This is a genomic window from Ensifer sp. GW821-FHT05G01, from assembly GCF_059419585.1.
The window spans coordinates 189,484-212,613 of sequence record NZ_JBWKSC010000013.1 but is presented as its reverse complement, the minus strand read 5'-3'; the positions used below and the strand labels follow the sequence as shown (position 1 = coordinate 212,613).

Annotated in this window: 20 protein-coding genes; 13 read left to right on the top strand and 7 right to left on the bottom strand. The window is 61.1% G+C overall.

All coding sequences use genetic code 11. The features are described from left to right. Positions 1–46: 46 nt before the first annotated feature. Together AC07UR_RS27265 and AC07UR_RS27260 are read right to left on the bottom strand one after the other, a co-directional pair. Complete coding sequence (locus tag AC07UR_RS27265) at positions 47–676, bottom strand: glutathione S-transferase family protein (RefSeq protein ID WP_209789891.1); 630 nt, start codon at positions 674–676, stop codon at positions 47–49. A 7-nt stretch (positions 677–683) separates the two neighbouring features. Beyond that, positions 684–1,049 carry an ArsR/SmtB family transcription factor gene (locus AC07UR_RS27260; protein WP_209789890.1) on the bottom strand — a complete coding sequence of 122 codons (366 nt, stop codon included), beginning with the start codon at positions 1,047–1,049 and terminating at the stop codon, positions 684–686. Positions 1,050–1,270: 221 nt separating this feature from the next. On the opposite strand from AC07UR_RS27260, the gene AC07UR_RS27255 reads away from it, so the two are divergent. From AC07UR_RS27255 to AC07UR_RS27210, 10 genes are all read left to right on the top strand, one after another. Then, complete coding sequence (locus AC07UR_RS27255; RefSeq protein ID WP_209789889.1) at positions 1,271–2,116, top strand: ABC transporter substrate-binding protein; 846 nt, start codon at positions 1,271–1,273, stop codon at positions 2,114–2,116. Positions 2,117–2,126: 10 nt separating this feature from the next. Continuing rightward, complete coding sequence (locus AC07UR_RS27250; protein WP_209789888.1) at positions 2,127–3,257, top strand: LLM class flavin-dependent oxidoreductase; 1,131 nt, start codon at positions 2,127–2,129, stop codon at positions 3,255–3,257. Between the two features lie 25 nt (positions 3,258–3,282). Next, positions 3,283–5,112: a TRAP transporter large permease gene (locus AC07UR_RS27245; protein ID WP_173422024.1), complete on the top strand. Its 1,830-nt coding sequence runs from the start codon at positions 3,283–3,285 to the stop codon at positions 5,110–5,112. A gap of 17 nt (positions 5,113–5,129) precedes the next feature. Next, the gene (locus AC07UR_RS27240) at positions 5,130–6,131 is read left to right on the top strand and encodes a TRAP transporter substrate-binding protein (protein WP_209789887.1); all 1,002 of its coding nucleotides are present in this window, start codon (positions 5,130–5,132) and stop codon (positions 6,129–6,131) included. A gap of 216 nt (positions 6,132–6,347) precedes the next feature. Next, a complete protein-coding gene (locus AC07UR_RS27235; protein WP_173422026.1) occupies positions 6,348–7,154 on the top strand; it encodes a phosphate/phosphite/phosphonate ABC transporter substrate-binding protein in 807 nt (268 codons plus the stop codon). A gap of 284 nt (positions 7,155–7,438) precedes the next feature. Beyond that, on the top strand, positions 7,439–8,461 hold the full coding sequence (locus tag AC07UR_RS27230) for a fatty acid desaturase (RefSeq protein ID WP_173422027.1): 1,023 nt from the start codon (positions 7,439–7,441) through the stop codon (positions 8,459–8,461). 276 nt (positions 8,462–8,737) lie between these two features. Continuing rightward, positions 8,738–9,844: a polyamine ABC transporter substrate-binding protein gene (locus AC07UR_RS27225; protein ID WP_209789886.1), complete on the top strand. Its 1,107-nt coding sequence runs from the start codon at positions 8,738–8,740 to the stop codon at positions 9,842–9,844. Between the two features lie 39 nt (positions 9,845–9,883). Further along, a complete protein-coding gene (locus AC07UR_RS27220) occupies positions 9,884–10,951 on the top strand; it encodes an ABC transporter ATP-binding protein (protein ID WP_234941756.1) in 1,068 nt (355 codons plus the stop codon). An 8-nt stretch (positions 10,952–10,959) separates the two neighbouring features. Next, positions 10,960–11,847 (top strand): ABC transporter permease subunit, encoded by an 888-nt coding sequence (locus AC07UR_RS27215; protein ID WP_209789885.1) that lies wholly within the window; start codon positions 10,960–10,962, stop codon positions 11,845–11,847. A gap of 9 nt (positions 11,848–11,856) precedes the next feature. Further along, the gene (locus AC07UR_RS27210) at positions 11,857–12,651 is read left to right on the top strand and encodes an ABC transporter permease (RefSeq protein ID WP_209789884.1); all 795 of its coding nucleotides are present in this window, start codon (positions 11,857–11,859) and stop codon (positions 12,649–12,651) included. Between the two features lie 53 nt (positions 12,652–12,704). On the opposite strand, the gene AC07UR_RS27205 is transcribed toward AC07UR_RS27210, so the two are convergent. Next, on the bottom strand, positions 12,705–13,601 hold the full coding sequence (locus AC07UR_RS27205; RefSeq protein WP_209789883.1) for a helix-turn-helix transcriptional regulator: 897 nt from the start codon (positions 13,599–13,601) through the stop codon (positions 12,705–12,707). A gap of 201 nt (positions 13,602–13,802) precedes the next feature. Here AC07UR_RS27205 and AC07UR_RS27200 point away from each other — a divergent pair, with 201 nt between their 5' ends. The 3 genes from AC07UR_RS27200 to AC07UR_RS27190 all read left to right on the top strand — a co-directional run bounded on the left by AC07UR_RS27200 (position 13,803) and on the right by AC07UR_RS27190 (position 17,388). After that, positions 13,803–15,524, top strand: coding sequence for an amidohydrolase (locus AC07UR_RS27200; protein WP_209789882.1), 1,722 nt, complete (start codon positions 13,803–13,805; stop codon positions 15,522–15,524). Between the two features lie 75 nt (positions 15,525–15,599). Further along, positions 15,600–15,977, top strand: a complete 378-nt coding sequence (locus tag AC07UR_RS27195; RefSeq protein WP_173422031.1) for a cupin domain-containing protein — start codon at positions 15,600–15,602, stop codon at positions 15,975–15,977. A gap of 4 nt (positions 15,978–15,981) precedes the next feature. Next, a complete protein-coding gene (locus tag AC07UR_RS27190) occupies positions 15,982–17,388 on the top strand; it encodes an NAD(P)/FAD-dependent oxidoreductase (protein WP_209789881.1) in 1,407 nt (468 codons plus the stop codon). Positions 17,389–17,475: 87 nt separating this feature from the next. On the opposite strand, the gene AC07UR_RS27185 is transcribed toward AC07UR_RS27190, so the two are convergent. From AC07UR_RS27185 to AC07UR_RS27170, 4 genes are all read right to left on the bottom strand, one after another. Beyond that, positions 17,476–19,278 carry an NAD(P)/FAD-dependent oxidoreductase gene (locus tag AC07UR_RS27185; RefSeq protein ID WP_209789880.1) on the bottom strand — a complete coding sequence of 601 codons (1,803 nt, stop codon included), beginning with the start codon at positions 19,276–19,278 and terminating at the stop codon, positions 17,476–17,478. A 75-nt stretch (positions 19,279–19,353) separates the two neighbouring features. Then, on the bottom strand, positions 19,354–20,430 hold the full coding sequence (locus tag AC07UR_RS27180; protein WP_209789879.1) for a 2,3-butanediol dehydrogenase: 1,077 nt from the start codon (positions 20,428–20,430) through the stop codon (positions 19,354–19,356). A gap of 158 nt (positions 20,431–20,588) precedes the next feature. Next, positions 20,589–22,493, bottom strand: coding sequence for a sigma-54-dependent Fis family transcriptional regulator (locus AC07UR_RS27175; protein WP_209789878.1), 1,905 nt, complete (start codon positions 22,491–22,493; stop codon positions 20,589–20,591). Positions 22,494–22,859: 366 nt separating this feature from the next. Continuing rightward, positions 22,860–23,093: a BrnA antitoxin family protein gene (locus tag AC07UR_RS27170; RefSeq protein ID WP_173422036.1), complete on the bottom strand. Its 234-nt coding sequence runs from the start codon at positions 23,091–23,093 to the stop codon at positions 22,860–22,862. Positions 23,094–23,130: the final 37 nt, after the last annotated feature.

Genomic DNA, 23,130 nt, shown 5'->3' with positions numbered 1-23,130 from the left:
GCCGCAGGTGCCCGTTCAAACGTTTTCTCCCTGACCCTGCGGTCGATCAGGGCAGGGGGATGGCGCCGGTGACATGGGGCACTTCATAGCCGCGCTTGACGGCGGCGCGAAGCGCAAGCCGCAGATACCAAGACCGGACATTCGGATAATCAGCAAGATTGATCTTGTGCCGTGCAAAGCGCGAGACCCAGGGCCAGGTCGCCATGTCGGCAATCGAGTAGTCATCGACCAGATAGTCGCGGCCCTCAAGTCTGGCATCGAGCGTTTCGTATAGCCGTTGCGTGTCCCTCCGGAAGATCTCTTCGGCAAAGGGCGCCATGCCGGGGTTGTAGGTCAGGAAATTGTGGGCGTGGCCGAGCGTCGGGGCAAAACTGGCCGCCTGCCACATCGACCATTCGATCGTTTGGTGCCGTGCAGCGCCGCTCGGTGGAAGGAAGCGACCGGTCTTTTCTGCGAGATAGAAGAGGATGGCGCCGGACTCCTTCAGAGTGATGCCAGTCGCATGGTCGATGATCGCCGGTATCTTGCCGCCCGGATTGATCGCCAGATAATCCGGTGAGAATTGCGCGCCGCTCGTAATGTCGACAGCATGCGCGCGGTAGTCCAGGCCGAATTCTTCGAGGGCGATTGCGACCTTCAGCCCGTTCGGCGTGATCCAGGTATAAAAGTCGATCATCTGGCGCTCAATCAAACATCAGTTCGTCGACCGGCAACTTCGCCATGCCGAAGCGGCCGGTAACATCATCCAGCCCGTCGAACATCTTGCGCAACGCAAGAACGATCGTTTCCACGCGGGGATCGACGACCCTGTAGACAATAGCCTTGCCGTCGCGCCGCCCTTCGATGACACCTGCCTCGCGCAACTCTGCGAGTTGTTGCGACAGCGTCGGCTGGCGGATACCGAGCTCGGCTTCCAGCGCCGAGACCGAGGCTTGCGCCTCCATGAGATAGCAAACGATTGCCAGGCGATTGGCGTTTGCCATCAATTTCAACAACTCGCTGGCCTCGCCAACGCTGCGACAGACCTTAGTCGGTGCCGGTTTCGTCATGATTGCCTCTCTCGCTTCACAAAAAAGTAAAGTGAGATTCGGTGGATTTCAATGCGCAGACCGGGATGAAACGTACCTGCGGCAGAACATTTTAATGTCGGTAGATTTTATAGATTAAATATCTCGCACTGCTGCCGGCAATGGCACGACCTTTCTCGCATTCAGTTTATAAAAAAGTAGATTGATCGTATTGGCACTGCAAGACTTCGATTGGAATGGTCATGAGGATTGGCGTTCACCCCAACAACCTGCATTTGCGTTTGGCACGTCTGTGGCCAGGCGCGTTTGCTGAACTCGATCCGGTATTCGTTCCTTACGGCGAGGGGCGGGATACCGCCGCGCTGATCGAACAAGGCGTCATCGATTTTGGCGGTACCGGATCGACGCCGCCACTTGAAGCTGATGCGCGTGGCCTTGGTGTCGAATACATCGCCGCCTCAGCTCCGCGTCCTTCCAATGGCGCCATCTTCGTTCGCGAGGCGAGCGACATTTCATCCGTCGCCGATCTTGTTGGTCGCCGGATTTCGTTGATCGACGGATCCTTTCACACCTATCTGCTCGCGCGCAGTCTGGAAGGAAAGGGCCTTGTTCTGTCCGACGTCGAGCGGATCGAGAGTGGCACCCGGGATTCGCTGACGGAGTTGCTGGAGGGGCGTGTCGATGCCTGGGTGGCAATGTCACCGCGGCTGGAAAAGGCTATCGGGCGACCCGATCTGCGGCTGCTTGTACGCTGCGGCGCGGCGATCCCGAACCGCTCCTTGTTCTGGACACTGCGGCGAACCGGGCTTTCCGCCGGCGAACGCGCTGCCATCGCCATGGAGCTCAACCGTATCGGCAGGGAGATTGCCGACGACCCGAAGACGGCAGCACGCCTGCTCGCTGCGGATGACCGCACGGCGACGGATGCCGATGTTTGGGAGCGAGTCGTACGCTCGCGCGATTTTGCGGTCGGCCCGATCGATGGCGCCGTTCTCGCCGAACAGCAGGAGGAAGCCGACACGCTCCACCGTCATGGGCATTTCCATCATTCCATAACGGTCGGCCAACCCTTGAAGACAGCATATTGAGGACCTTAACGTGAACGTATTCTGGTATATGTGCGCGCCCGACGGCGCTTATCCCTGGCAGCCGGAGGGTTCCCGCAAGGTCGATTACGGCTACTACAAGCAACTGGCGCAAGCCTATGACCATCTTGGCTATACCGGCGCCCTGTTTGCAACTGGCGCTCACGACGTCTGGGTACTGGCGAGCGCGCTGCTCTCCCACACCGAACGTCTGCGTTTCCTGGTCGCGATCCATCCCGGGCTGGTCGCTCCAACGCTGCTTGCCAAGATGGCCGCCACCTTCCAGGAGTTTTCGCGCGATCGCCTGTTGATCAACGTGGTCTCCGGCGACGCCAAGATGCTCGGCGCCTACGGGATGATGCTGCCGCATGACGAGCGTTACGATATGGCGGATGAGTATCTGCAGCTCTGGCACAGACTGTTTGCCGGCGAAAGCGTCACCCACAAGGGCAAGTATTTTTCGACCGAAGGCGCCAAGCTCGCGCTACCCGTCAGCGAAACGATCGCCCCTCCGCCGCTGTGGTTCGGCGGCTCATCCGACAAGGCGATCGATGTCGCGGCCAAGCATGTCGATACCTATCTGTCCTGGGGCGAGACGCCGGAGCAGATCCGGCACAAGATCGAGACGGTGAGGGTCCGTGCCGCCCAATACGGGCGTGAACTCCAGTATGGCATTCGCCTCTACGTCATCGTGCGTGACACCGATGAGCAAGCCTGGGAGGCGGCAGCCGATCTTTACGCGCGCATGGACGACACCGCGATTGCCGCCAACCAACGGTTTGTTGGCAAAAGCGATTCCGTCGGTCAGCAACGCATGACGGCAATGCATGGTGGCCTCAAACCGGATAATCTGCGCGATCTTGAAGTCGCCCCCAATCTCTGGGCGGGCATCGGGTTGGTCAGACCGGGACCGGGCACGGCGATCGTCGGCTCACCGGACACTGTCCTTCGCACGCTCGAAGCCTATCAGCAGGCCGGCGTGGAGACGTTCATCCTGTCAGGCATGCCACTGCTCGAAGAGGCCTATCGCTTCGGCGAAAAGGTCCTGCCGCGCCTTGATGTTCAGCGTGATGTTGCACCGGCGCGCAACTTCACCTGGTCCACCCTGTTTGACCGCGATCTGTCCACCGTGAAGAGCGCTTGAGCCTCTCGTCAAAAGGTATGTTTGCGTGGCCATTACCGAAATCCACTCGACCGAGCCGGCCTCCATTGGGCGCCTGCTGGCGCAGCGCACACTGAGGGGGATAGAAGCGAGCCTGGGCATCGCGGCCGCATCGGTGCTCGCCGTCTTGCTTGCCGTCGTTCTTTCGAGCGTCTGCATGCGCTACTTCTTCAACACCGGCCTTGTTGGCGCTGAGGACCTGGGCATCTGGCTGCATGTCGCGCTGATTGCGATCGGCGCACCGTTGAGCCTCAATAGCGCGCTGGCCATGCGCCTGGACGTCTTTGCCAAGATGCTGCCGTCGCGGCTCTATCCGGCAACGCAAGTTGGAGCCGACGCCTTTACGGTCGTCACTGCGCTGGTGCTGGCATTCGGCGGCCATGAGATCATGAGCATGCTCGGCGGTGTCTCGCCCACGCTGGGCGTGCCGGAATGGTTTCGGTTCGGCTTTCTCGGTGGCGGCGGCTTGCTGATCTTCCTCGTCTTGATCCTGCAGCGGGTCGGCGAAGGGAGAGGCGTACAGGGTCTGCTTTCCATTGTTATCGGCGCTGCGATTTATGCGGTGATTCCGCATGTCGCGATCGAGGTCGACTGGCCTCCAAGCATCGTGCTCGGCCTCGTCGCGGCCTTTGGGCTGGTTCTGGCGGCACCCCTTCCGCATGCGTTTCTTGCGGCCGCCTATGTCGCCATCGCCTTTGGCAGCAGCCTGCCCGAACCCGCGATCGTTTCGTCGACGGTAACAGGGATCTCGAAGTTTCTGCTTCTGGCGATACCGTTTTTCCTGCTGGCGGGCGGCTTGCTGACCGCATCGGGCGTCGCCAACCAGCTTGTCCGTTTTGCTGCCTCTATCGTCGGGCATCGGCGCGCGGGCCTCGCCCAGACCACGCTTCTGACAAGCGTGCTTTTCTCAGGCGCTTCGGGCTCTTCCGTTGCCAACGCTGCCTTCGGTGCCTCAACGTTCCAGCCGGAGCTCGTCAAACATGGCTATCCGCCGGCACAGGCCGCAGCCATTATCGCGTCCACGTCGGTGCTCGACAATGTCATCCCGCCATCGATCGCGTTCCTGATTCTGGCGACCGCAACCAACCTCTCGGTCGGCTCCCTGCTTGTCGGCGGCTTCTTCGCCGGTGGCCTGATGGCGATCTGCCTTGCGGTTGCGATCCACCTGACCGTGCGCGAACAGGTGCCGCAAGCCCGTGCGACCGGCACGCAACGCTGGCAATCGGCCAGACAGGCCATTCCCGCCTTCGGCCTGGGCATCATCGTCGTTCTCGGCATTCGCTTCGGCATCGTCACCACAACGGAAGCTGCGGCACTGGCTGCGCTCTACACGCTGTTTCTCGGACTTGCCGCGCGGCTCGGAATCCGTTCGTTCTATGCGGCGTTCCGTCAGGCAGCGACCGAAGCAGCCGCGATCGGCCTGCTGATCGGAACAGCCGGCCCCTTTGCCTTCCTCCTTGCGGTCGACGACGTCGCCGGCTTGGTGTCCGACCTGACGCTGCTGCTCGGCGGCAGCGCGCTCGCTGTGCTCCTGCTGTCGAACGTCATTCTTCTGGTCGTTGGCCTGGTGCTCGATATCGGTGCAGCGATCCTGCTTTTCGGGCCGATCCTCCTGCCGGCGGCGGTCGCAGCCGGCATCGATCCGATCCACTTTGGCGTCATCATCGTCGTCAACCTGATGATCCATGGGCTGACGCCGCCGCTCGGCATGCTGATCTTCGTCGTCAGCGGCGTCACGGCAATACCGGCCCCCGCACTCTTCAAGGCGGTGGTTCCGTATCTCTGCGCTCTTCTTGTCTCCCTCGCGATCCTTTGCGCCTGGGCAATTGTTTTCTAACCAACAGGATCTTCGTCATGAACGCTTTCAACAGACGTGCCTTCCTAAAGACGACTGCCCTTGCGGGAGCCGCTCTGGCCACACCCGCGGTCCTGCGTCCGGCCCATGCCCGCACAACGGCGATCACGATCGCTTCGCTCTTCGGCGACGACAAGCCCGAGACGAAGATCTGGCTGAAGATCAGCGAGCTGGTCGAAGCCAAGCTGCCCGGACAGTTCCGCTTCAATATCGTCAAGAGCGGCGCGCTCGGCGGTGAAAAGGAAGTCGCCGAGGGTGTTCGCCTCGGTTCGGTTCAGGCAAGCCTGTCGACGGTGTCTTCGCTGTCCGGCTGGACGCCGGAACTGCAACTGCTCGACCTGCCGTTTCTCTTTCGCGATGCCGATCATGTCCGCAAGACGGTCGACGGCGAGATAGGCGGCGAGCTCAAGCAGAAATTGCTGTCTCAGAATTTCGTGGTCGCCGACTTCATCAACTACGGTGCCCGCCATCTGCTGACCAAGGAGCCGGTGACAAAGCCCGAGCAGCTTCAGGGCAAGCGAATCCGGGTCATTCAAAGCCCGCTTCACACCAAGCTCTGGAGCGCCTTCGGCACGACGCCGATCGGCATACCGATCACTGAGACCTACAACGCACTTGCAACTGGCGTCGCCGATGCCATGGACCTCACCAAGTCGGCCTATGCAGGCTTCAAGCTCTATGAGGTGGTGCCTTATCTGACCGAAACCGGCCATATCTGGGCATCCGGCGTCGTCTATTACTCCTCCGATTTCTGGAGCCGCCTCAACGACGAACAGAAGTCCGTCTTTGAACAGGCGTCGAAGGAGGGTGCGGCCTATTTCAACCAGTTGATTGTCGAAGACGAAGCAAAATCGATCGAGCTTGCCATTCAGAACGGCGGAAAAGTCCTGAAGCCGGAGGCACTGGACGAGTGGCAGAAAGGCGCGCACGGCGTTTGGGACGAGTTTGCTCCAATCGTCGGAGGCATCGACAAGATCAAGTCCGTGCAGGCGCTTTCCTGATCTGGTCGCATAGCCGGTCAGGGCGGAAGTCTGTGATGCTGCTCACAGCAATAGCCTGCTCACATGAGCAGGCTATCCGGCCGCATTACCGATTTCCCGAGGGATGCGTTTGCCAGCGACGAAAAGCGCTGTCACAAACTTTCACCGAAGAAACTTCATTGCAGTTTAATTCTATGCATTGCATGGGTTTTTAAGGTGCTTTTCCGGAGTTCTGCCATGTCTCTCGCCAGCCTCGCAATGTATGCCAGCCCGCCGCCAGTCGCGGAGGCGACGCGGCTTTTCTGGCGTGCGCTGAGCGAGCGCATCCTTGCCTACGGGCTTGAGGCACCGGAAGCGCTTGACGAGGAAATCCGCTACAACGAGGCGTGGATGCGTCCGGACCTGCTGTTCGGTCAGACCTGCGGATATCCCTATGTCCAGCATCTGCGCGGCAAGGTGCAACTGGTCGCATCGCCCGTCTATCGGCTCCCAGGCTGTGACGGTCCGCTCAAATGCAGTTTCATCGTCGTCAATGCTCAGTCGTCGGCAACGTCGTTCGAGGATCTGAGGGGCGGGCGCGCGGCGATCAACGAGCCCGGCAGCAATTCCGGATACAACCTGTTTCGCGCCTTTGTGGCGCCACACGCTGTCGATGGCCGGTTCTTCTCAAGCGTGCTGGAGACCGGCGGCCACGGAGCAAGCATGGACGCTGTGTCGCGCGGGGCGGCGGATGTGGCGGCGATCGACTGCGTGACTTTCGGCAACACCCTGCGCTTCGATCCCGATCGCGTGGCCGGTTTGCGCATCCTGGCGGAAACGGCCAAGGGGCCGGGCCTGCCTTTCATCACAGCCATGTCGACGCCGGCAGAGAACCTGGTGATCCTGCGCCAGGCCCTGTCGGAAACGATAGCCGACCCGGCGTTTGCCGATGTCTGCGACACGCTCTCGCTGCAGGGCATCAGCCTGCTTGGCGATAACGACTACGAGGTGCTGGCGGATTTCGATCGCGATGCCGCACGCCAGGGCTACGCCGTGATCGGCTGAGGCAGGGCGGAACGTTTCGCTGATGGCGGGAGGTGTTCCACCGGGCGCGCCGACAGACTTTGCGAAACCCGTTCCCAACAGGGGCACCCCGTTTAAGCCCTCGATTGTCGACAGGCCAGTATTCTACAAAGTACGTAGAATGCATATTCTACAGTCACCGCGGTTTACGCAACCGGGTTTTCCATTTTCTCGTTTAACTGCAAAGCGATGCGGCGCGGCGTGCCGCGCCCGGATTTTATATTGGCCGCATCAATCCATTCGCTGACTCCCCCGGAATCCGTTTCATGATCAAGCACAGGCCGGACGATACGCTTCCCCCGCAACGCACGATTTCCCCAATCTCCCGTATCGAATGGCAGACGGTCGCGCTGGCGATCATCATCTATGGCGGATTTTTCGCTCTCACCTGGTTTTGGCAGTCGCTGCCGGTGATGGCCGTGATCGGCCTCGGCGGCTGGCTGATCGCCTGGCACGGATCGCTCCAGCACGAAGTCATTCACGGGCATCCCACCCGCAACCGCTTCGTCAATGATGCGGTCGGCTGGCCGCCGCTGTCCCTCTGGCTCCCCTATGCGATCTATCGCGCAGGGCACTTGACCCATCACCGCGACGAGCACCTGACCGATCCGATCGAGGATCCGGAATCGTCCTATTTCACCCAGGCAGCCTGGGAGCGCATGGGAGGCGCCGGTCGGTTGCTCGCAGACTGGAACACTACGTTGCTCGGGCGGTTGACCCTCGGGCCCATCGTCATGATCGCCAGCTTCCTGGCACAGGAGGCGGCGCTCGTGCTCAACGGTGACCGCCGGCGGGCGGCGATCTGGATCCGGCATGCGATCGGTGTTGCCGCGATCCTCGTCTGGGTGATCGAAGTTTGCGGCATGCCGCTGTGGCTCTACGGCTTCGGTTTTGTCTATGTCGGTGCGGCTCTCACAAGGCTGCGTTCCTATGCCGAGCATCGCTATGCCGACCACCACGACGAGCGTACGGCGATCGTCGAAAACAGTCCATTGTTCGGGCTCCTGTTTCTCTACAACAATCTCCATGTGCTGCATCACAAGCGGCCCGGAGTTCCCTGGTACAGGATACCACTGCTCTACCGCCGAGACAGGGATGCGCTCATCGCTGTCAATGGTGGTCTGGTTTACGACGGCTATCTCGACGTCGCCCGACGTTTCCTCTTCCGCCCGCACGATGATCCGCGCCATCCTCTTCACCGGCAGCGAGGATCTGCGGCCGTTGATTTTCGGCCTGCGGTTGAAACCGACGCCGGGGCCACTGAAATCGCGCCATCGACGGTTGGGTGACAAGAGGTCTGTTGTGGGACAGACGCGACCAGCTTGAGGACTGCAAAAGCGGCGAACCGAGGATGCGCCTATTCTCGGTTCATGTGCCTGAAAACATGGCGGTAATGATCTGATCGCAATCATCCCGACGTCGTCCAGCATGAAGCATTTTGGCGCTGGAGGTCCTGTGCCTGGCGGCAGGACCGCCGCCCAGCCTAGCCAAAGGGAGTGTTGACGCTTCCCGGTTACCCCAGCAGTTTTTCCCGAAACAAAGGCCATTCTGCCTTGGGAGGGAACATGACCGGTTCGTACCGTTCGCTGATGCACTCGGTTGCTATCGCCTCGATCGCCTTGCTCTATGGACAGCAGAGCGCGAGGGCCGACGAAAAGCTGTTTATCTACAATTTCTCCGACTATTTCGCCGAAGACACGGTTTCGACCTTCGCCAAGCGAACAGGCGTGGACGCCCGTGTGGATTTCTTCGATTCGCTGGAGGTTCTGGAGACGCGTCTGCTGGCAGGCGGAAGCGGGTTCGACGTGGCCTTTCCAAGCGCGACTGTCGGCGAGCGCCTTATCCAATCGGGTGCGCTGAAGCCGATCGATCCGTCCAGCCTCAAGAACTATAACAACCTGGACAAGGATCTCCTGAAGTTCGTTGCCGAACACGACCCGGGCAATCAGTATCTCGTACCGTACATGTGGCTGACGACGGGGATCGCCTACAATCCGAAGCTCGTCGAAGAGCGTGTCGGCAAAGCGCCGACGAACAGCCTGGACCTGTTCTTCAAGCCGGAACTGGCGCAGAAATTTCAAGACTGCGGCATCGGCATCGTCGATGCGCCGAACGAAGTGATCCCAATCGCTTTGAACTATCTCGGTCTCGACCCCTATTCGACTAGCCAAGAGGATCTCGAGAAGGCCAAGGATCTGCTTCTGACGTTGCGCCCTTACATCCGGCACATGCAGAGCGGCCAGCTGGTGGCAGACATGGCATCCGGCCAGCTGTGCCTGGCGATGATGTGGAGCGGCGACGCGGGCATCGCCGCGGCACGTGCGGACGAAGCCAACAATGGTGTCGCGGTCGCCTACTCGATCCCGAAGGAAGGCACGATCATTTCCTTCGATACGATGGCCGTGCCTGCGGATGCGCCTGATCCCGAGCAGGCCCTGGCCTTCATCGACTACGTTCTCGAACCGAAGACCGTCGCCGACATCAGCAATCACGTGTTCTACGCGAATGCCAACGCCGCAGCGACACCTCTCGTCGACGAGGCGATCCGCACCGACCCGAACGTCTATCCGCCTGCCGAAGTCCGCGCCAAGCTCTTCGTTGACAAGTCGCTGCCGCCGCGCCAGGCGCGCGAACGGACACGGGTATGGACGGCCTTCAGGGCCGGCAGCTGAGCACGTCGCCTGAGAAGCGGAAGCAGAAGGACATTCGCATTGCAATCCTACGTATCAATCGAGAACCTCTCCAAATCTTTCGGCTTCTTCACTGCCGTTGACGACGTTTCGATCGGCATCGCGAGGGGGGAATTCTTCTCGCTTCTTGGTCCATCCGGATGCGGCAAGTCGACCTTGCTGCGCATGATCGCCGGCTTCGAGACGCCGACATCCGGTGCCGTCCGGCTTGATGGGGAAGAGGTGACGGACGTTCCGGCTCATCGCCGGCCAACCAACATGATGTTCCAGTCCTACGCCCTGTTTCCGCATTTGACGGTGGGCAAGAACATTGCCTTCGGCCTTGAGCAGGATCGGCTGGCAAGGGCCGAGATCCGGCAGCGCGTCAGCGAAGTCGCCGAAAAGCTGCAACTGACCGCGTTGCTCGATCGCAAGCCGCAACAGCTGTCCGGCGGGCAAAGGCAACGCGTCGCCTTGGCGCGAGCATTGGTCAAGCGGCCTAAAGTGCTGTTGTTGGACGAGCCGCTCGGCGCGCTCGACAAGAACCTGCGCACGGAGACCCAGCATGAGTTGGTCAGACTTCAGCGCGAGCTGGGGTTGACGTTCATCATCGTCACCCACGACCAGCATGAGGCAATGACCGTATCATCGCGTATCGCGATCATGCGGCAGGGCAAGGTGTTGCAGATCGGATCGCCTGCCGAAGTCTACGAAACTCCGGTTTCCCGCTATGTCGCGAAATTCCTCGGTGAGGCCAACGTGTTCGAAGGTGGTGCTACCACCCGTTCGGGCAGCGAACTGGCCGTCGAAAGTGCGGAGGCGGGCGGTCCGGTGTTTGCCACCGCCGCGGACCATGTCTCCACCAATGGGCGCTTCTGGGTGTCGGTGCGGCCGGAGAGGGTCGAGCTCGCCAGGCAGGGCAGCGGTCTTGAGGGCGTTATCGAACAGTTCAGCTACGCTGGATCGGGACGGCACTACCGGGTTCGCCTCAAGAGCGGGGCAACACTGGACGCGTTGCGCGTCAACCTGGGCGCGGAGGACGATCTGTCGGTCGGCGACACCGTGTTTGCCTCATGGATGCCGCAGGCCGCCCGTCTGCTGGCCGACTAGGGAACGACATGATGCAATCAAAACCCGATCTGGGCCGACGCGCACTGGTGTTCGTCCCCTATGGCTGGCTCGCCGTCTTTTTCCTCATGCCCTTTCTGCTCGTGCTGGCGATCAGCCTCTCGTCGATTCGCCTCGGCATGCCGCCCTATGAGCCGCTCTATGCGTGGCAGGGATCGCTGCTCAGCATCAGGCTCAATCTTGAGAACTTCATCTTCGTCCTGGGTGAGAATACCTATTTGCTCGCCTACCTCACCAGCCTGAAAGTGGCGGCGATTTCGACCGCGCTGATGTTGGCGATCGCCTATCCGCTGGCCTACGGCATTGCAAGTTGCTCGCCTCGGTCGCGCTCGTTCCTCATCTTCCTCGTGATCGTGCCGTTCTGGAGTTCGATGCTGATCCGCGTCTATGCCTGGATGAGCATCCTGCGCAACGACGGGCTACTGAATTCGCTGCTCCTAAACCTCGGCGTCATTTCCGAACCGCTGCGGATCATGAACACCGAGACCGCGATCTATATCGGCATCGTCTACACCTATCTGCCATTCATGGTGCTGCCGATCTACGCCAACCTCAGTGCCAGCGACCGCACCCTGATCGAGGCGGCGCGCGACCTTGGATGTTCGCGCCTGTCGGCGTTCTGGCGCGTCACCTTTCCACTCAGCCTCAGGGGCGTTGCCGCCGGATCCGCGCTGGTCTTCATCCCGGTCATCGGCGAATTCGTCGTGCCGGATCTCCTGGGAGGTGCGGACACCCAGATGATCGGCAGGACGATCTGGATCGAGTTCTTCAACAACCGGGACTGGCCGGTGGCGTCGGCGGTGACGGTGCTGCTTCTCGTCATCCTGGTGATCCCCATCGTCCTGTTTCAGACACGTTTGTCTCGAACCTCTAAGTGAGAAGCGACTATGTCTCAGCCATCCTGGTTCAATCGGCTTTCCATCTGTGCCGGGCTTGCCTTTCTCTACCTGCCGATCGTGGTTCTGGTCGTCTACAGCTTCAACGCCTCGCGGCTGGTCACCGTCTGGGGAGGCTTCTCCACGCAATGGTACACTGCCGCGATCAGCAACCAGTCGATCGTCGAGGGCGCAAGGATCAGCTTTCTGGTGGCGGCGATCTCGGCGACGTTTGCGACCGTGCTCGGATCGCTCGCAGCGATCGTGGCGGTAAGAGTTCGCCGCTTCCGCGGGCACCATATCTTCAACGGCATGCTGGTGGCGCCGATGGTGATGCCGGAGGTGGTGATGGGCGTGTCGATGCTGCTGATGTTCGTGACATTGGGCATCGATCGCGGCCCGGTGACGATCACGCTTGCCCATGCCACCTTCACCATGTGTTTTGCGGCCGTGGTGATGCAGTCCCGGCTGGTCGAACTCGACCCGTCGCTGGAGGAAGCAGCAAGAGATCTCGGCTGTCCGCCATTCCTGGCATTCATGAAGGTGGCAGTGCCGAACATGGCTCCGGCCTTCGTTTCGGCCTGGTTGCTGTCGTTCACGCTCTCGCTTGATGACCTGGTGATATCGAGTTTCACGACAGGTCCCGGGGCCTCGACACTGCCGATGAAGATCTATTCGCAGATCAAGTTCGGGGTGACCCCTGAGGTCAACGCCATCTCGACGATCATCCTTGGCGTCGTCGTCTTCGGCCTGGTGGCGTCACGCATCGTGTCCAGGCCCTCGACAAAGAGCAGCCTGGCCGTATAGGCGCCCGAGCGCTTCAAGGCCACAAGAGTTCGGTAGCCTGCAACAGACCCCTGTCAGTTGCAGGCGAGCTCGCCCGTCAGCTGCCCGCGCTTGGCGAGGTAGCCCGACAGCGGGTCTTCATAGACGTTCTTCGCCGACGAGACGGCGTCAATGAACAACGCAAACAGTGCCGTCTGTGACGTTATGTCGAGCTTCGAGTAGAGGTTGCGCCGATGCAGCTTCACCGTCGCCGGCGAGATGCCGAGCTGCGTTGCAGCACCCTTGACTGAGTAGCCGCGCAACACGAGTTGAGCGACCTGGCATTCGCGCTCCGTCAGGATGCTGCGGCCGAAATTGCCAATCGCCTGGGCAAGCGCCTTCTGCAACGCTGAGCCCTCGCCATCAAGCGTCTCGGGCCGGAGGTCGCGGAAATGGCGGATGACCGCCGTCCGCAGGATCGGTGCCAGGCTCTCAAGCAGTTGCACTTCCTGCACGCTGAAGGCGATGCTCGTCCGCTTGCGCCCGAGAGAGATCGCTATCTTCGAGGCATCGTCGAGGCTGACGATAAAGTTGAACTCGTCGTGAAGCCCGGAATGCTGGTAGTATTCGCGGTAGTATTGCGTGCGGTCGAACGAAGGCGCGATCTGGCTCAGGCGATATAGCCCATCATCCTCGTTCTCGACCGCGAGTTGATAGAACGGATCTAGCCGGTAGGGGCCTTGAAGGTAATGCCGGATGTCCGACAGGCCGCGATGCGTCTGCCAATCATTGAAGAGTATCTTCGGCGCGCTCTCACCCCGATAGAGCAGGATCAGCCCCGCATCCACAGAAACATGCTGCTTCAGCGCTTCGGCCAGGCGTTCCTGGAAATCCATTCGACCGATATTGCCGATCAGTGACATCGCCAGTTCATTGATCGCAGGCGACTGCGTCACTGCGCCTGGCTCGCTCGTCGCGATACTCCCGTTCATGCCTGCGTCCTCCCTCGCGCGAGCGTAGGTCAGTTTGAAAATGGCCGCAAGAGACGGCCGCGGCCTGTTACTGGCTGATGACGGATGTTTGCCGCGGTCGCCGATCAGCGGACCTAGCCCTTTGGAGTATTCCGCTTCCGGCCGCATTGCCGCTTACTCCCTGCATCCGCTTCATCTGTTCGGACTTCGGGAGGGAAAGACGTGCGCATCAAGAAAACAAGGGTTCTGCTGCACCAGCTTCTGGCTGGCACCATGCTCGCCGCGCTAGCGGCCGGGGCATCTTCTACGGTTGCCAACGCGGCCGCCGATCTTATCGCCGTCAACGGCGACGTGCGGACCGTCGATCCGAACACGCCGCGCGCCGAAGCCTTCGCGGTCGAGAACGGAAAGTTCGTGGCAGTCGGCACCACCGCCGAGATCCAGGCGCTCGCCGACGGCAAGACCACTGTGCTCGACCTTGGCGGCAAGACGGTTACGCCCGGCTTCATCGACGGGCATACGCATCTGACAAGCGGCACGGACTATGTCACCGGTGTCGACCTCTCCTACATCCCTGACAAGGAAACGTGGCTGAAGAAGATCAAGGAGGCGGATGAACGTCTGCCGCCAGGCGTGTGGATCACCGGAGGAGGCTGGGACTATACGCTGAAGGAAGGCAAGCTTCCGACGAAGGAAGACATCGATGCCGTGGTCAAGGATCGCCCCGTCGTTCTGCGCGATATCGATTTCCACTCGATCTGGGTGAACAGCAAGGCACTGGAAATCGCCGGTGTCACGGTCAAATCCGAGGTGCCGGCCGGTGGCGAGATCGTCGTCGACGCCAAGACCGGTGAACCAACCGGGATCCTGCTCGAAGGTGCCGGCGACCTCGTCACCAACAAGAAGCCGGCCTATTCCGACAAGGAACGTGCCGAAGCGCTGCTGCAGACCGTGAAGTTTGCCAACAGCGTCGGCCTGACCGGCGTTCACGACATGTCGTCCATTGCCGCCGTCTACGATTATCTGAAACTCGTCGAGGACAAGTCCCTGTCACTCCGGGTCTGGTACGGCTTCTTCGAAGACAAGGCCGCCAACATCGCGGCGGCGGCAGAGGATCGTGAAGCCGTCGACAGTCGTGTCGCTGCCAGCGGTGAGACGAAGGTCAAGGGTCCGCTTCTGACGGTCGGATATGCCAAGTCGGTCGTCGACGGCGTGCTGTCGACCCACACGGCCTATATGCTGGAAAACTACTCGGACCGCACGGGGTGGAAGGGTGAGCCGTTCCAGTCGGAGGCGGATCTGAGCGCTCTGATCAAGGCTGCCAATGAAAACGGCTTCCCGACGGCCGTTCACGCGATCGGCGATGCCGGCGTCCAGATGACGCTGAACGCATTCGAAAAGGCACAATCACACGCCAAGTATCCGAACCGCGTCGAGCATATCGAGATCATCAATCCCTCGGATATCGAGCGGTTCAAGACGCTTGGCATCGTGGCATCGATGCAGCCGAATCATGCCACCGGCACGATCGGAAAATACATCACCGAACGGGTCGGCCATGAGCGTGAGTCCCACGCCTATGTCTGGAAGTCGATGCTTCAGCACAAGGTTCCGGTCGTGTTCGGATCCGACTGGGCGACCTCGCCGCTAAGCCCGCTGACCCAGATCAACGATGCCGTCTTCCGCGAAAGCCCCTTCGGGCTCGGCGACGGCCCGTGGCATCCCGAGCAGGCCGTCACTTTCGACGAGGCACTGTTTGCTTACACCCAGGCCGGCGCCAACATGACACCGTGGGCCGACCAGATCGGGTCGATCTCCACGGGCAAATGGGCTGATTTCGTCGTACTCGACGCCAAGCTGCCAGACCCCGTCGATCGGTCGATCCGAAAGCGGCATGTCGAGGCGACCTATGTCGCGGGAACGGAAGTCTATCGGGCGAAATAGCCTCGCCAAACACACCCGGCGGGACCCGGTAGCCTCGTGTCCCGCCGAAAGCTGACCATGCATACAGGAGCATATATGACCAAGGTAATGAAAATTGATCGCAACGGTGTCGGGCTGCGCGAGCTGGAAAAGTGCAGCGTCGTACCGGTCGAGGCGATCCTTTCGGGTTTTGCCGACGAAATGGGCGATGTTCATTTCGAAAGCGCTGACGGTTCGATCGTCGTCGGCACATGGCAATCGACGCCCTACGCTGAAATGCTCTCCTATCCCGATGGGGTGGAGTACAGCGTAATCCTTTCCGGCAAGGTCGCGATCACCAGCCCGGACGGATCGGTGCAAACGTTTCAAGCGGGCGAAAGCTACGTCCTGCCGAAGGGGGTGGAGGTTCGGTTCGAGGTGCTCGAGACGATGCGCAAAGTCTACGTCTTGCACACCGCAAAGACCGACGGGTGACCCCATGGCACACCCAACGCAACGATCGTCGGTGATCTCGCTTGCCGACGTGACGATGTCGCCGTTCTGGCTGGATCGGCCGGATGCGCCCGAAGCGCTGCCGCCGCTGACGGCCCATCGGAAAGCTGACTTGCTGATCGTCGGTGGCGGCTTCACCGGCCTCTGGGGGGCGATCCAGGCCAAGCAGGCCCAGCCGGATCTCGATGTGGTGCTGATCGAAAAAGGCACCGTCGCCAACGGTGCTTCCGGGCGCCCGGGCGGCGTCGTCTCTACGTCGGTGATGCACGGCCTGTCCAATGCGGTGCGCGTGTTTCCCAACGACATTGCCGAGCTGGAGCGGCTCGGTAAGGAGAACATGCATGGTTTCATGCAAACCCTCTCCGACCATGGCATCGACTGCCACGCGGAGTGGGGCGGCGAACTGACGGTCGCGGTGGGCGCAGATCATATTGATGCCCTGCACAGGGAGCACGAACTGCACCTTCAATATGGTCATCAGGCCGTGTTTCTCGATCAAGACGCGGTCCAGGCGCAGATCGGGTCGCCGCGATACAAGGCCGGCATCTGGTCGAAGGATATCAGTGGGACGGTCCATCCGGCCTTGCTCGCCTGGGGTTTGAAACGAACTGCCCTTTCTCTCGGCGTCGAAATCTTCGAGGGTACGGAATTGCTGACGCTTGACGAGGCCGGCGCCAAGATCGAGGTCAAGACGCCCTTTGGCTCGGTGACCGCACCGAAGGTGCTTCTGGCCACCAACGCGTTTGCTTCCGGCCATCGTGGCATCAGGCGCCGTGTCGTCGCCATCCGGGATCGGGTGCTTGCCACCGAGCCGTTGTGCGAACAGCAGATGGCGTCGATCGGCTGGAACAACCGGCAGGGTGTCTACGACACCCGGACCCAGATGAACTACATGCGCCTGACGAAGGATAACCGCATCATCTTCGGTGGGAGGCTCGGCTACGCGTTTGCGGGCACGACGTCGCCGGGCGTCGATAGCGACGTCCAGACCTACGAACCGCTCGCCGATGCCTTCTTCGACACGTTCCCGCAATTGCAGGGTCTCCGGTTCACTCACGCCTGGAGCGGCCCGATCGATCTCAGCACGCGCATGGCGGTGCACTTCCAGAGGTATCACTCAGGCAAGGTCGTCTATGCCGGCGGCTATTCGGGCTTCGGGGTCTCGGCTTCGCGGTTCGGCGCGCGCATCGCGCTCGACATTCTCGACGGCTCGAAGACTTCGGAGAGCAGATTGGATTTTGCGACACAACTGCCCAACGTCGTGCCGCCCGAGCCCTTTCGCTGGCTTGGGGCGCAGGTCACGATGTATGCGCTCGATACCGCTGACCGAAAAGGCGGATGGCGCAAGCCGTGGCTCAGGCTGGTTTCGGCAATGGGCTTTCCATTGAGCTGAAAATGCCAGAGCCCGCCTGCAGGTCATGGGGCGCGAGCTCTATGACGAGACTGGCCGGATACCCGGCTCCGGCCAGCCCTCAAGACGTCAGCCGCGGTGATGGCTCTCCTGCAAGCCGTAGACCGGCGTTTCGATGCCGGCCTGGCGGGCCTTCAGTTGCAGCGAAAGATACTGCGAATAGTGCCGCGACTGATGCAGGTTGCCGCCATGAAACCAGAGAGCCTCCTGCTGTGTCGGCTTCCACATGTTGCGTTGTTCGCCTTCCCAGGGCCCGGGGTCCTTTGGCGTGTCGGAGCCCAACCCCCAGCATTTTCCGACCTTTTCGGCCACCTCACGGCTGATGAGATCGGCCGCCCAGCCATTCATCGAGCCGTAGCCAGTGGCGTAGACGACGAGATCCGCCGGCAGTTCGGTGCCGTCCTTGAGCACAACCGACGTTTCGGTCAGGTGATCGACGTCAGCGCCGGATTTCAGCTTGATCGAGCCGTCGATGATGAGGTCGCATGCGCCGACATCGATGTAGTATCCGGAGCCGCGGCGCAGGTATTTCATGAACAGGCCGGAGCCGTCGGCGCCCCAGTCGAGCATGAAGCCGGCCTTTTCGAGGTCCGAATAGAACCTGGCATCGCGCTCGCGCATCTTGTCGTAGAGCGGGATCTGGAACTCGTGCATGATTTTATAGGGCAGCGAGGCAAAGATGAGGTCGGCCTTGCGTGTCGTCATACCGGCGGCGACGGCGCGCTCGGAGTAGAGGTCGCCGAGCCCAATCTCCATCAGTGAATCCGACCGCACGATGTGGGTCGAGGAACGCTGGACCATGGTGACGTCGGCGCCGGCCTCCCACAGCGCGGCGCAGATGTCGTGGGCCGAGTTGTTGGCCCCAACCACGACCACCTTCTTTCCCTTGTAAGCGTCTGGCCCGGGATGTTGCGAGGAATGCTGCTGTTCGCCCCTGAAGGTCTCCTGTCCCTTAAACTTGGGAATGTTGGCCTTCCCCGACATGCCCGTGGCCAGCACAAGCTGTTTTGGCCTCAGCACCACCTCCTTGCCGTCACGCTCGACAACGACGGTCCACTCCTGCTTGTCCTCGTCATAGGCGGCGGATTTGCAGGTGGTCGAGTTCCAGTAGTTGAGCTCCATCACCTTGGTGTACATCTCCAGCCAGTCGCCGATCTTGTCCTTCGGCGCAAAGACTGGCCAATTCTCCGGGAAGGGGATGTAGGGCAGGTGGTCGTACCAGACGGGGTCATGCAGGCAGAGCGACTTGTATCGCTTGCGCCAGCTGTCGCCGGGGCGTTCGTTCTTCTCGATGATGATCGTCGGCACGCCGAGCTGGCGCAGGCGGGCGCCAAGTGCAATGCCGCCCTGGCCCCCGCCGATGATGACGACATAGGGCTGTGTCTCGTAGCCGAGGCGCGCTGCTTCCTCCTGGCGTTTTTCACTCCATGTCTTGCGATTGGGGTCGTGGCCGTGTTCCGCCCCCATCGGTCGCTTCAGACCCTTGGGCTCTTCATGTCCCTTGATCTCGCTCATCGTGGTCAACAGCGTCCAGATCAAGCCGTTCTTCAGACGGATATGGCCATAGCCACGGGCAACATCGGTCTCAAATTCGAACCAGCCTTGCGTGACGCCGTCACCGTCCGTCGCAACTTCTTTCTCATCCTGGCGGAAGCGCGATGGTTTGATCGTCTTCAACTGGTTTGTCAGCATGTCGCGGATCTGATCCTGGCCCTCCATCGTGCGCAGGTTCCAGGTGAACGTGACCAGATCGCGCCAGTAGCAGTCCGCCTGGAACAGGTTGACCGCCGCTTCGATGTCTCCGCGCTCCAGCGTCTTGCCGAGTTTGGCCAGGGCTGTGTCTATCTTCGTGTTGGGGCTGTCTTCAAGCATGGTATCTCCTCCGTTTTGCTCGAATATCAGGTGGCAACGCCGGGGCGGCTCCTCCTTCCCCAGCGCAGCTATGGTTCATTTTGAAAGGTCGATCAGGATCTTCAGCTGCTTTCCGGCCGGATCCAGCAGGGCGTCGAAACCCTGGGCAACGGCCTGATCAAGGGTGATGGTGTTCGTCACGACCTTGCTCGCGGGCAGCAGACCCGATGCGATCAGCCGGATGACGCGTGGCCAGTAATGGGTCGGGTAAGCCCAGGAACCACGCAGGTCGATGTCCTTGAAGGTGACCTGGAACCAGTCGAGCGGGTTCTCGTGCGGATGCAGGCCCGTCTGCACGACGACGCCCTGTTTGCGCACAGCATCGACGCAGGCCTTCAGCGCATGTTCATTGCCGACGCATTCGATCGCGACATCGCAGCCGACATTGCCTTCCGACATGGAGCGAACGACGTCGCCGGGCCCGTCCCGCTCGGGATTGATCGTAATGAGATCCGGCAGGATCGATTTGGCGAAGGCGAGCCGCGCATCGTTGATGTCGGAAACGAAGAGTTGGGCGGCACCGGCTGCCCTTGCAGCCAGCAGCGTCAGGATTCCGATCGGCCCTGCACCGGTGATGAGCACGCTGCTTCCTGCCGTCACGCCACCGCGATCGCAGGCATAGACGGCAACCGCGGTCGGTTCGACGAGGGCGGCCTCCTCGTCACTCATGGCATCCGGGATTTTCTGGACGTTGTAGTCGTTGAGCGTGGCATATTCCGCCATCCCGCCCCAGTGCCAGCTGAGCCCCGCGAGCGCGAGATCCGTGCTCAGGTGATAGAGCCCGCGATCGGCAAAGTAGTCGCCGGCGCGCGGCATGATCAGGGGCTGAACCGAGACCCTGTCTCCAACTGCGACGGTGCTGACGCAGTCGCCGACCCCTTCGACGACGCCACCGAACTCGTGCCCGAGGATTTGCGGGCCATGGGCGCCGGTATAGGGATGCGGCTCCTTGGGAATAAAGATCGGGCCATAGGCGTATTCGTGCAGGTCAGTGCCGCAGATGCCGACAAACCGGTTGCGGATGAGGACCTGACCCGCCGCGGGCTTGCGATCGGGTGGCGAGATCTGTTCAAGCCGCAAATCCCTGGCTGCATGAAATCTGAGTGCGCGCATGTTTCCTCCGTTCTGTCTTTGTTGCGACAATACGGAGCAAGGCACGTGCCAGAATTCGCTCAGGGGTGATTGAATCTTGTAATCAGTAACTTAAGGGCGTTTGTTGAAGTTGGTCACCTGAGCGGCTGCAACAGGTGTGGCACCACACCTGTTGCGTGCTAGTGCTTGGCGCGCAGCCCGTGCCGCTTGATCTGGCGGTGAACGGTGGAGCGATCGACACCCAGGCGTCGGGCCGCTTCGGAAATGTTCCAACCACAGGATGAGAGCACGATCTGGAGCGACGCGCCGTCGTCGGACTGTCCGCTTGGGGGCGGCCCCTCCGTCTTGTTCGTCAGCGCGGCTATGAGATGCTCTGGCAGGTCGGCGAGCTCGATCCGGTTTTCGTCGCAAACGGCAGCCGCGACAGCCAGGACGTTGTCCAGTTCGCGGATATTGCCGGGCCAGCCATGGGCTTTCAGTGCGGCCAGTGCGTCGGAAGAAACGTGTAAAGGTCGCCCTTCGCTCCTGTGCCTATCGAGCAGTGCTGCAAGCAACCATTCGAAATCCGGCCGGTCGCGAAGCGGCGGCATAAGGAACACAGCGGCATTCAGGCGATAGAACAGGTCTTCACGGAACCGTCCCTCCTGCACAAGCTGCTGCAACGGCCGGTGTGTCGCCGAGACAATGCGCAGGCTAACCGGTTTCGGTTCCACCCCACCCAGCGGCAGGATTTCCCGTTCCGCCAGGACCCGCAGCAATCTGGTCTGCAAGACCAGGGGCATGTCGCCGATCTCATCGAGGAACAGGGTTCCGCCATCCGCCTGTTCTATCAGCCCATTGCGCCCCTTGGGTGATGCGCCGGTAAAAGCGCCGGGCAGATATCCGAAGAGTTCGCTCTCGATAAGGTGTTCGGGCAACGCTGCGCAGTTGATCGCAACGAACTTGCCCTTGAGACCGCTGCTGTCGTGGATGGCCCGCGCGAGGTGCTCCTTGCCCGAACCGGTCTCGCCCTGAATAAGGACTGGTAGCGCAGTTGGCGCCAGCTTGGCGATCCGGTCCTCAAGGGCGGCAATCACTGGCACATTGCCGCCGAGCCGGCGCGTAGCCGAAAGAGTTGCCATCTTGCCGGCTGACCTACCAACAGGAAACTGCGGTTCGATCGCATGGGCAAAGAGCGCGTTTCCGTCACGGGCGGTCAAAAGCCGCTCCTCCGTCGGTCTGCGGCGCGTCAAATCAACCAGGCCGTCGACGCCGATATCGAAGAAGCGGGAGATCGGCTGCCCGATGAGATTCTGCGGGTCACGCCAGTCGAGCCCAGCCGCGCACGCAAGGATGCGGGCGCCCCCATGGGTCATGCCGATGATGAGGCCGCGCCCGTCTATCGAGATCGCAGCCTCGGGATCGACGTCGAGGAACTCCGGCGAGCGGGCAAATCGTAGCACCCACTCATGGCGCGTGCGCGCCATCAGGTTGGCGAGTTCGATCCGCCGCACGGTGGCGGCGACGAGGTGCCGTGCAAGGTTCTGGCTCGCCTTCAGGATCGGGGAACTGAGCAGCGAAATGTCGAGGACGGCCGAAAGCCCTCCTTCGGTATCGTAGATCGGCGCGGCGGTGCAGGAGAGCGGAGTATGCGTCGTATCGAAATGGTCGCTCTGGTGGATCGTCAGCGCTTCGCCGGTTTCCAGGCAGGCTCCGACCGCGCACGTGCCCGCGCGCGCCTCCGCCCAATCCGATCCGAGATAGAGACCGGCTCGTCGCAGGTTGTTGTCGAAGGAGGGATCGCCCAGAAACTCGACCGTCACGCCTTTCCGATCGGAAAGCAACAGAACGTAGTTCTGTCCGGCGACCTGATTGTAGAGGTTTTCAAGACCAGAGCGCGCGATCCTGATAAGGTCTTCGGCCTCCTGCCGATGCTCACGCAGGCGAAGCTCGGGCAGGATATAGGCTTCGCAAGTCTGCGCCGGATCCAGCTTATGCTGATCGAGACACCGCAGCCACGATTTGACGACGACCTCATCGCGGCCGGTTGCCAGACCTTGTCCTACCCGCTCGATTTCGCGAACATGTTCCGAATGTGAAACCATGGAATTTCGATGGCATCGCTGCCATGCTCCTCCATTCCTCCAAACGCGAATGAGTTCACGCCTAATCCGCTTTGTAAAGGGCAGGGGGACATTTCATGCGCATCGAGCGCAATCGACTGTGGCCTTGCTGTCACGGCGATCTCGGGCACCGCCTGCCCACGTGCCTAAACGGCGCCTTTTCGCCTTTGTCGGCGCCGAACGTGGAACGGAGGGTGGATGCGGGAAGGGCCGAATCAATCCTTCGGCCATTCTGTCGAAGTCTTCTCCTTCGACAAGACACACCCTTTGATATCCCTGGACAACAGCCGCTTCCGCCTCTCCAGGCCACTCAACGGCGTGAATGCCTGCTGCGTCTGGCGAGGACGATCACGCCGACGATTTCATGGCGGCGCGCAAGGTATCGTTGATGCGGTCTTGCCAGCCGGGTCCGTCCGCCTGGAAATGCGCCAGCACATCGCTGTCGATCTTGAGCGAAACGAGTTCCTTGGCATTCGGGAGCGCAGGTCTTTCGACCGCGGGCGCTGCCACTTTCTTTGCCGGCTTGAACAGAGCCTCGGCTGCATCTTTCGGATTTGCTGGTCTTCGGGGTGTCGTTGCCATGGGTATTTCCTTTTCGTCACCGATCTGGCTCTGTGGC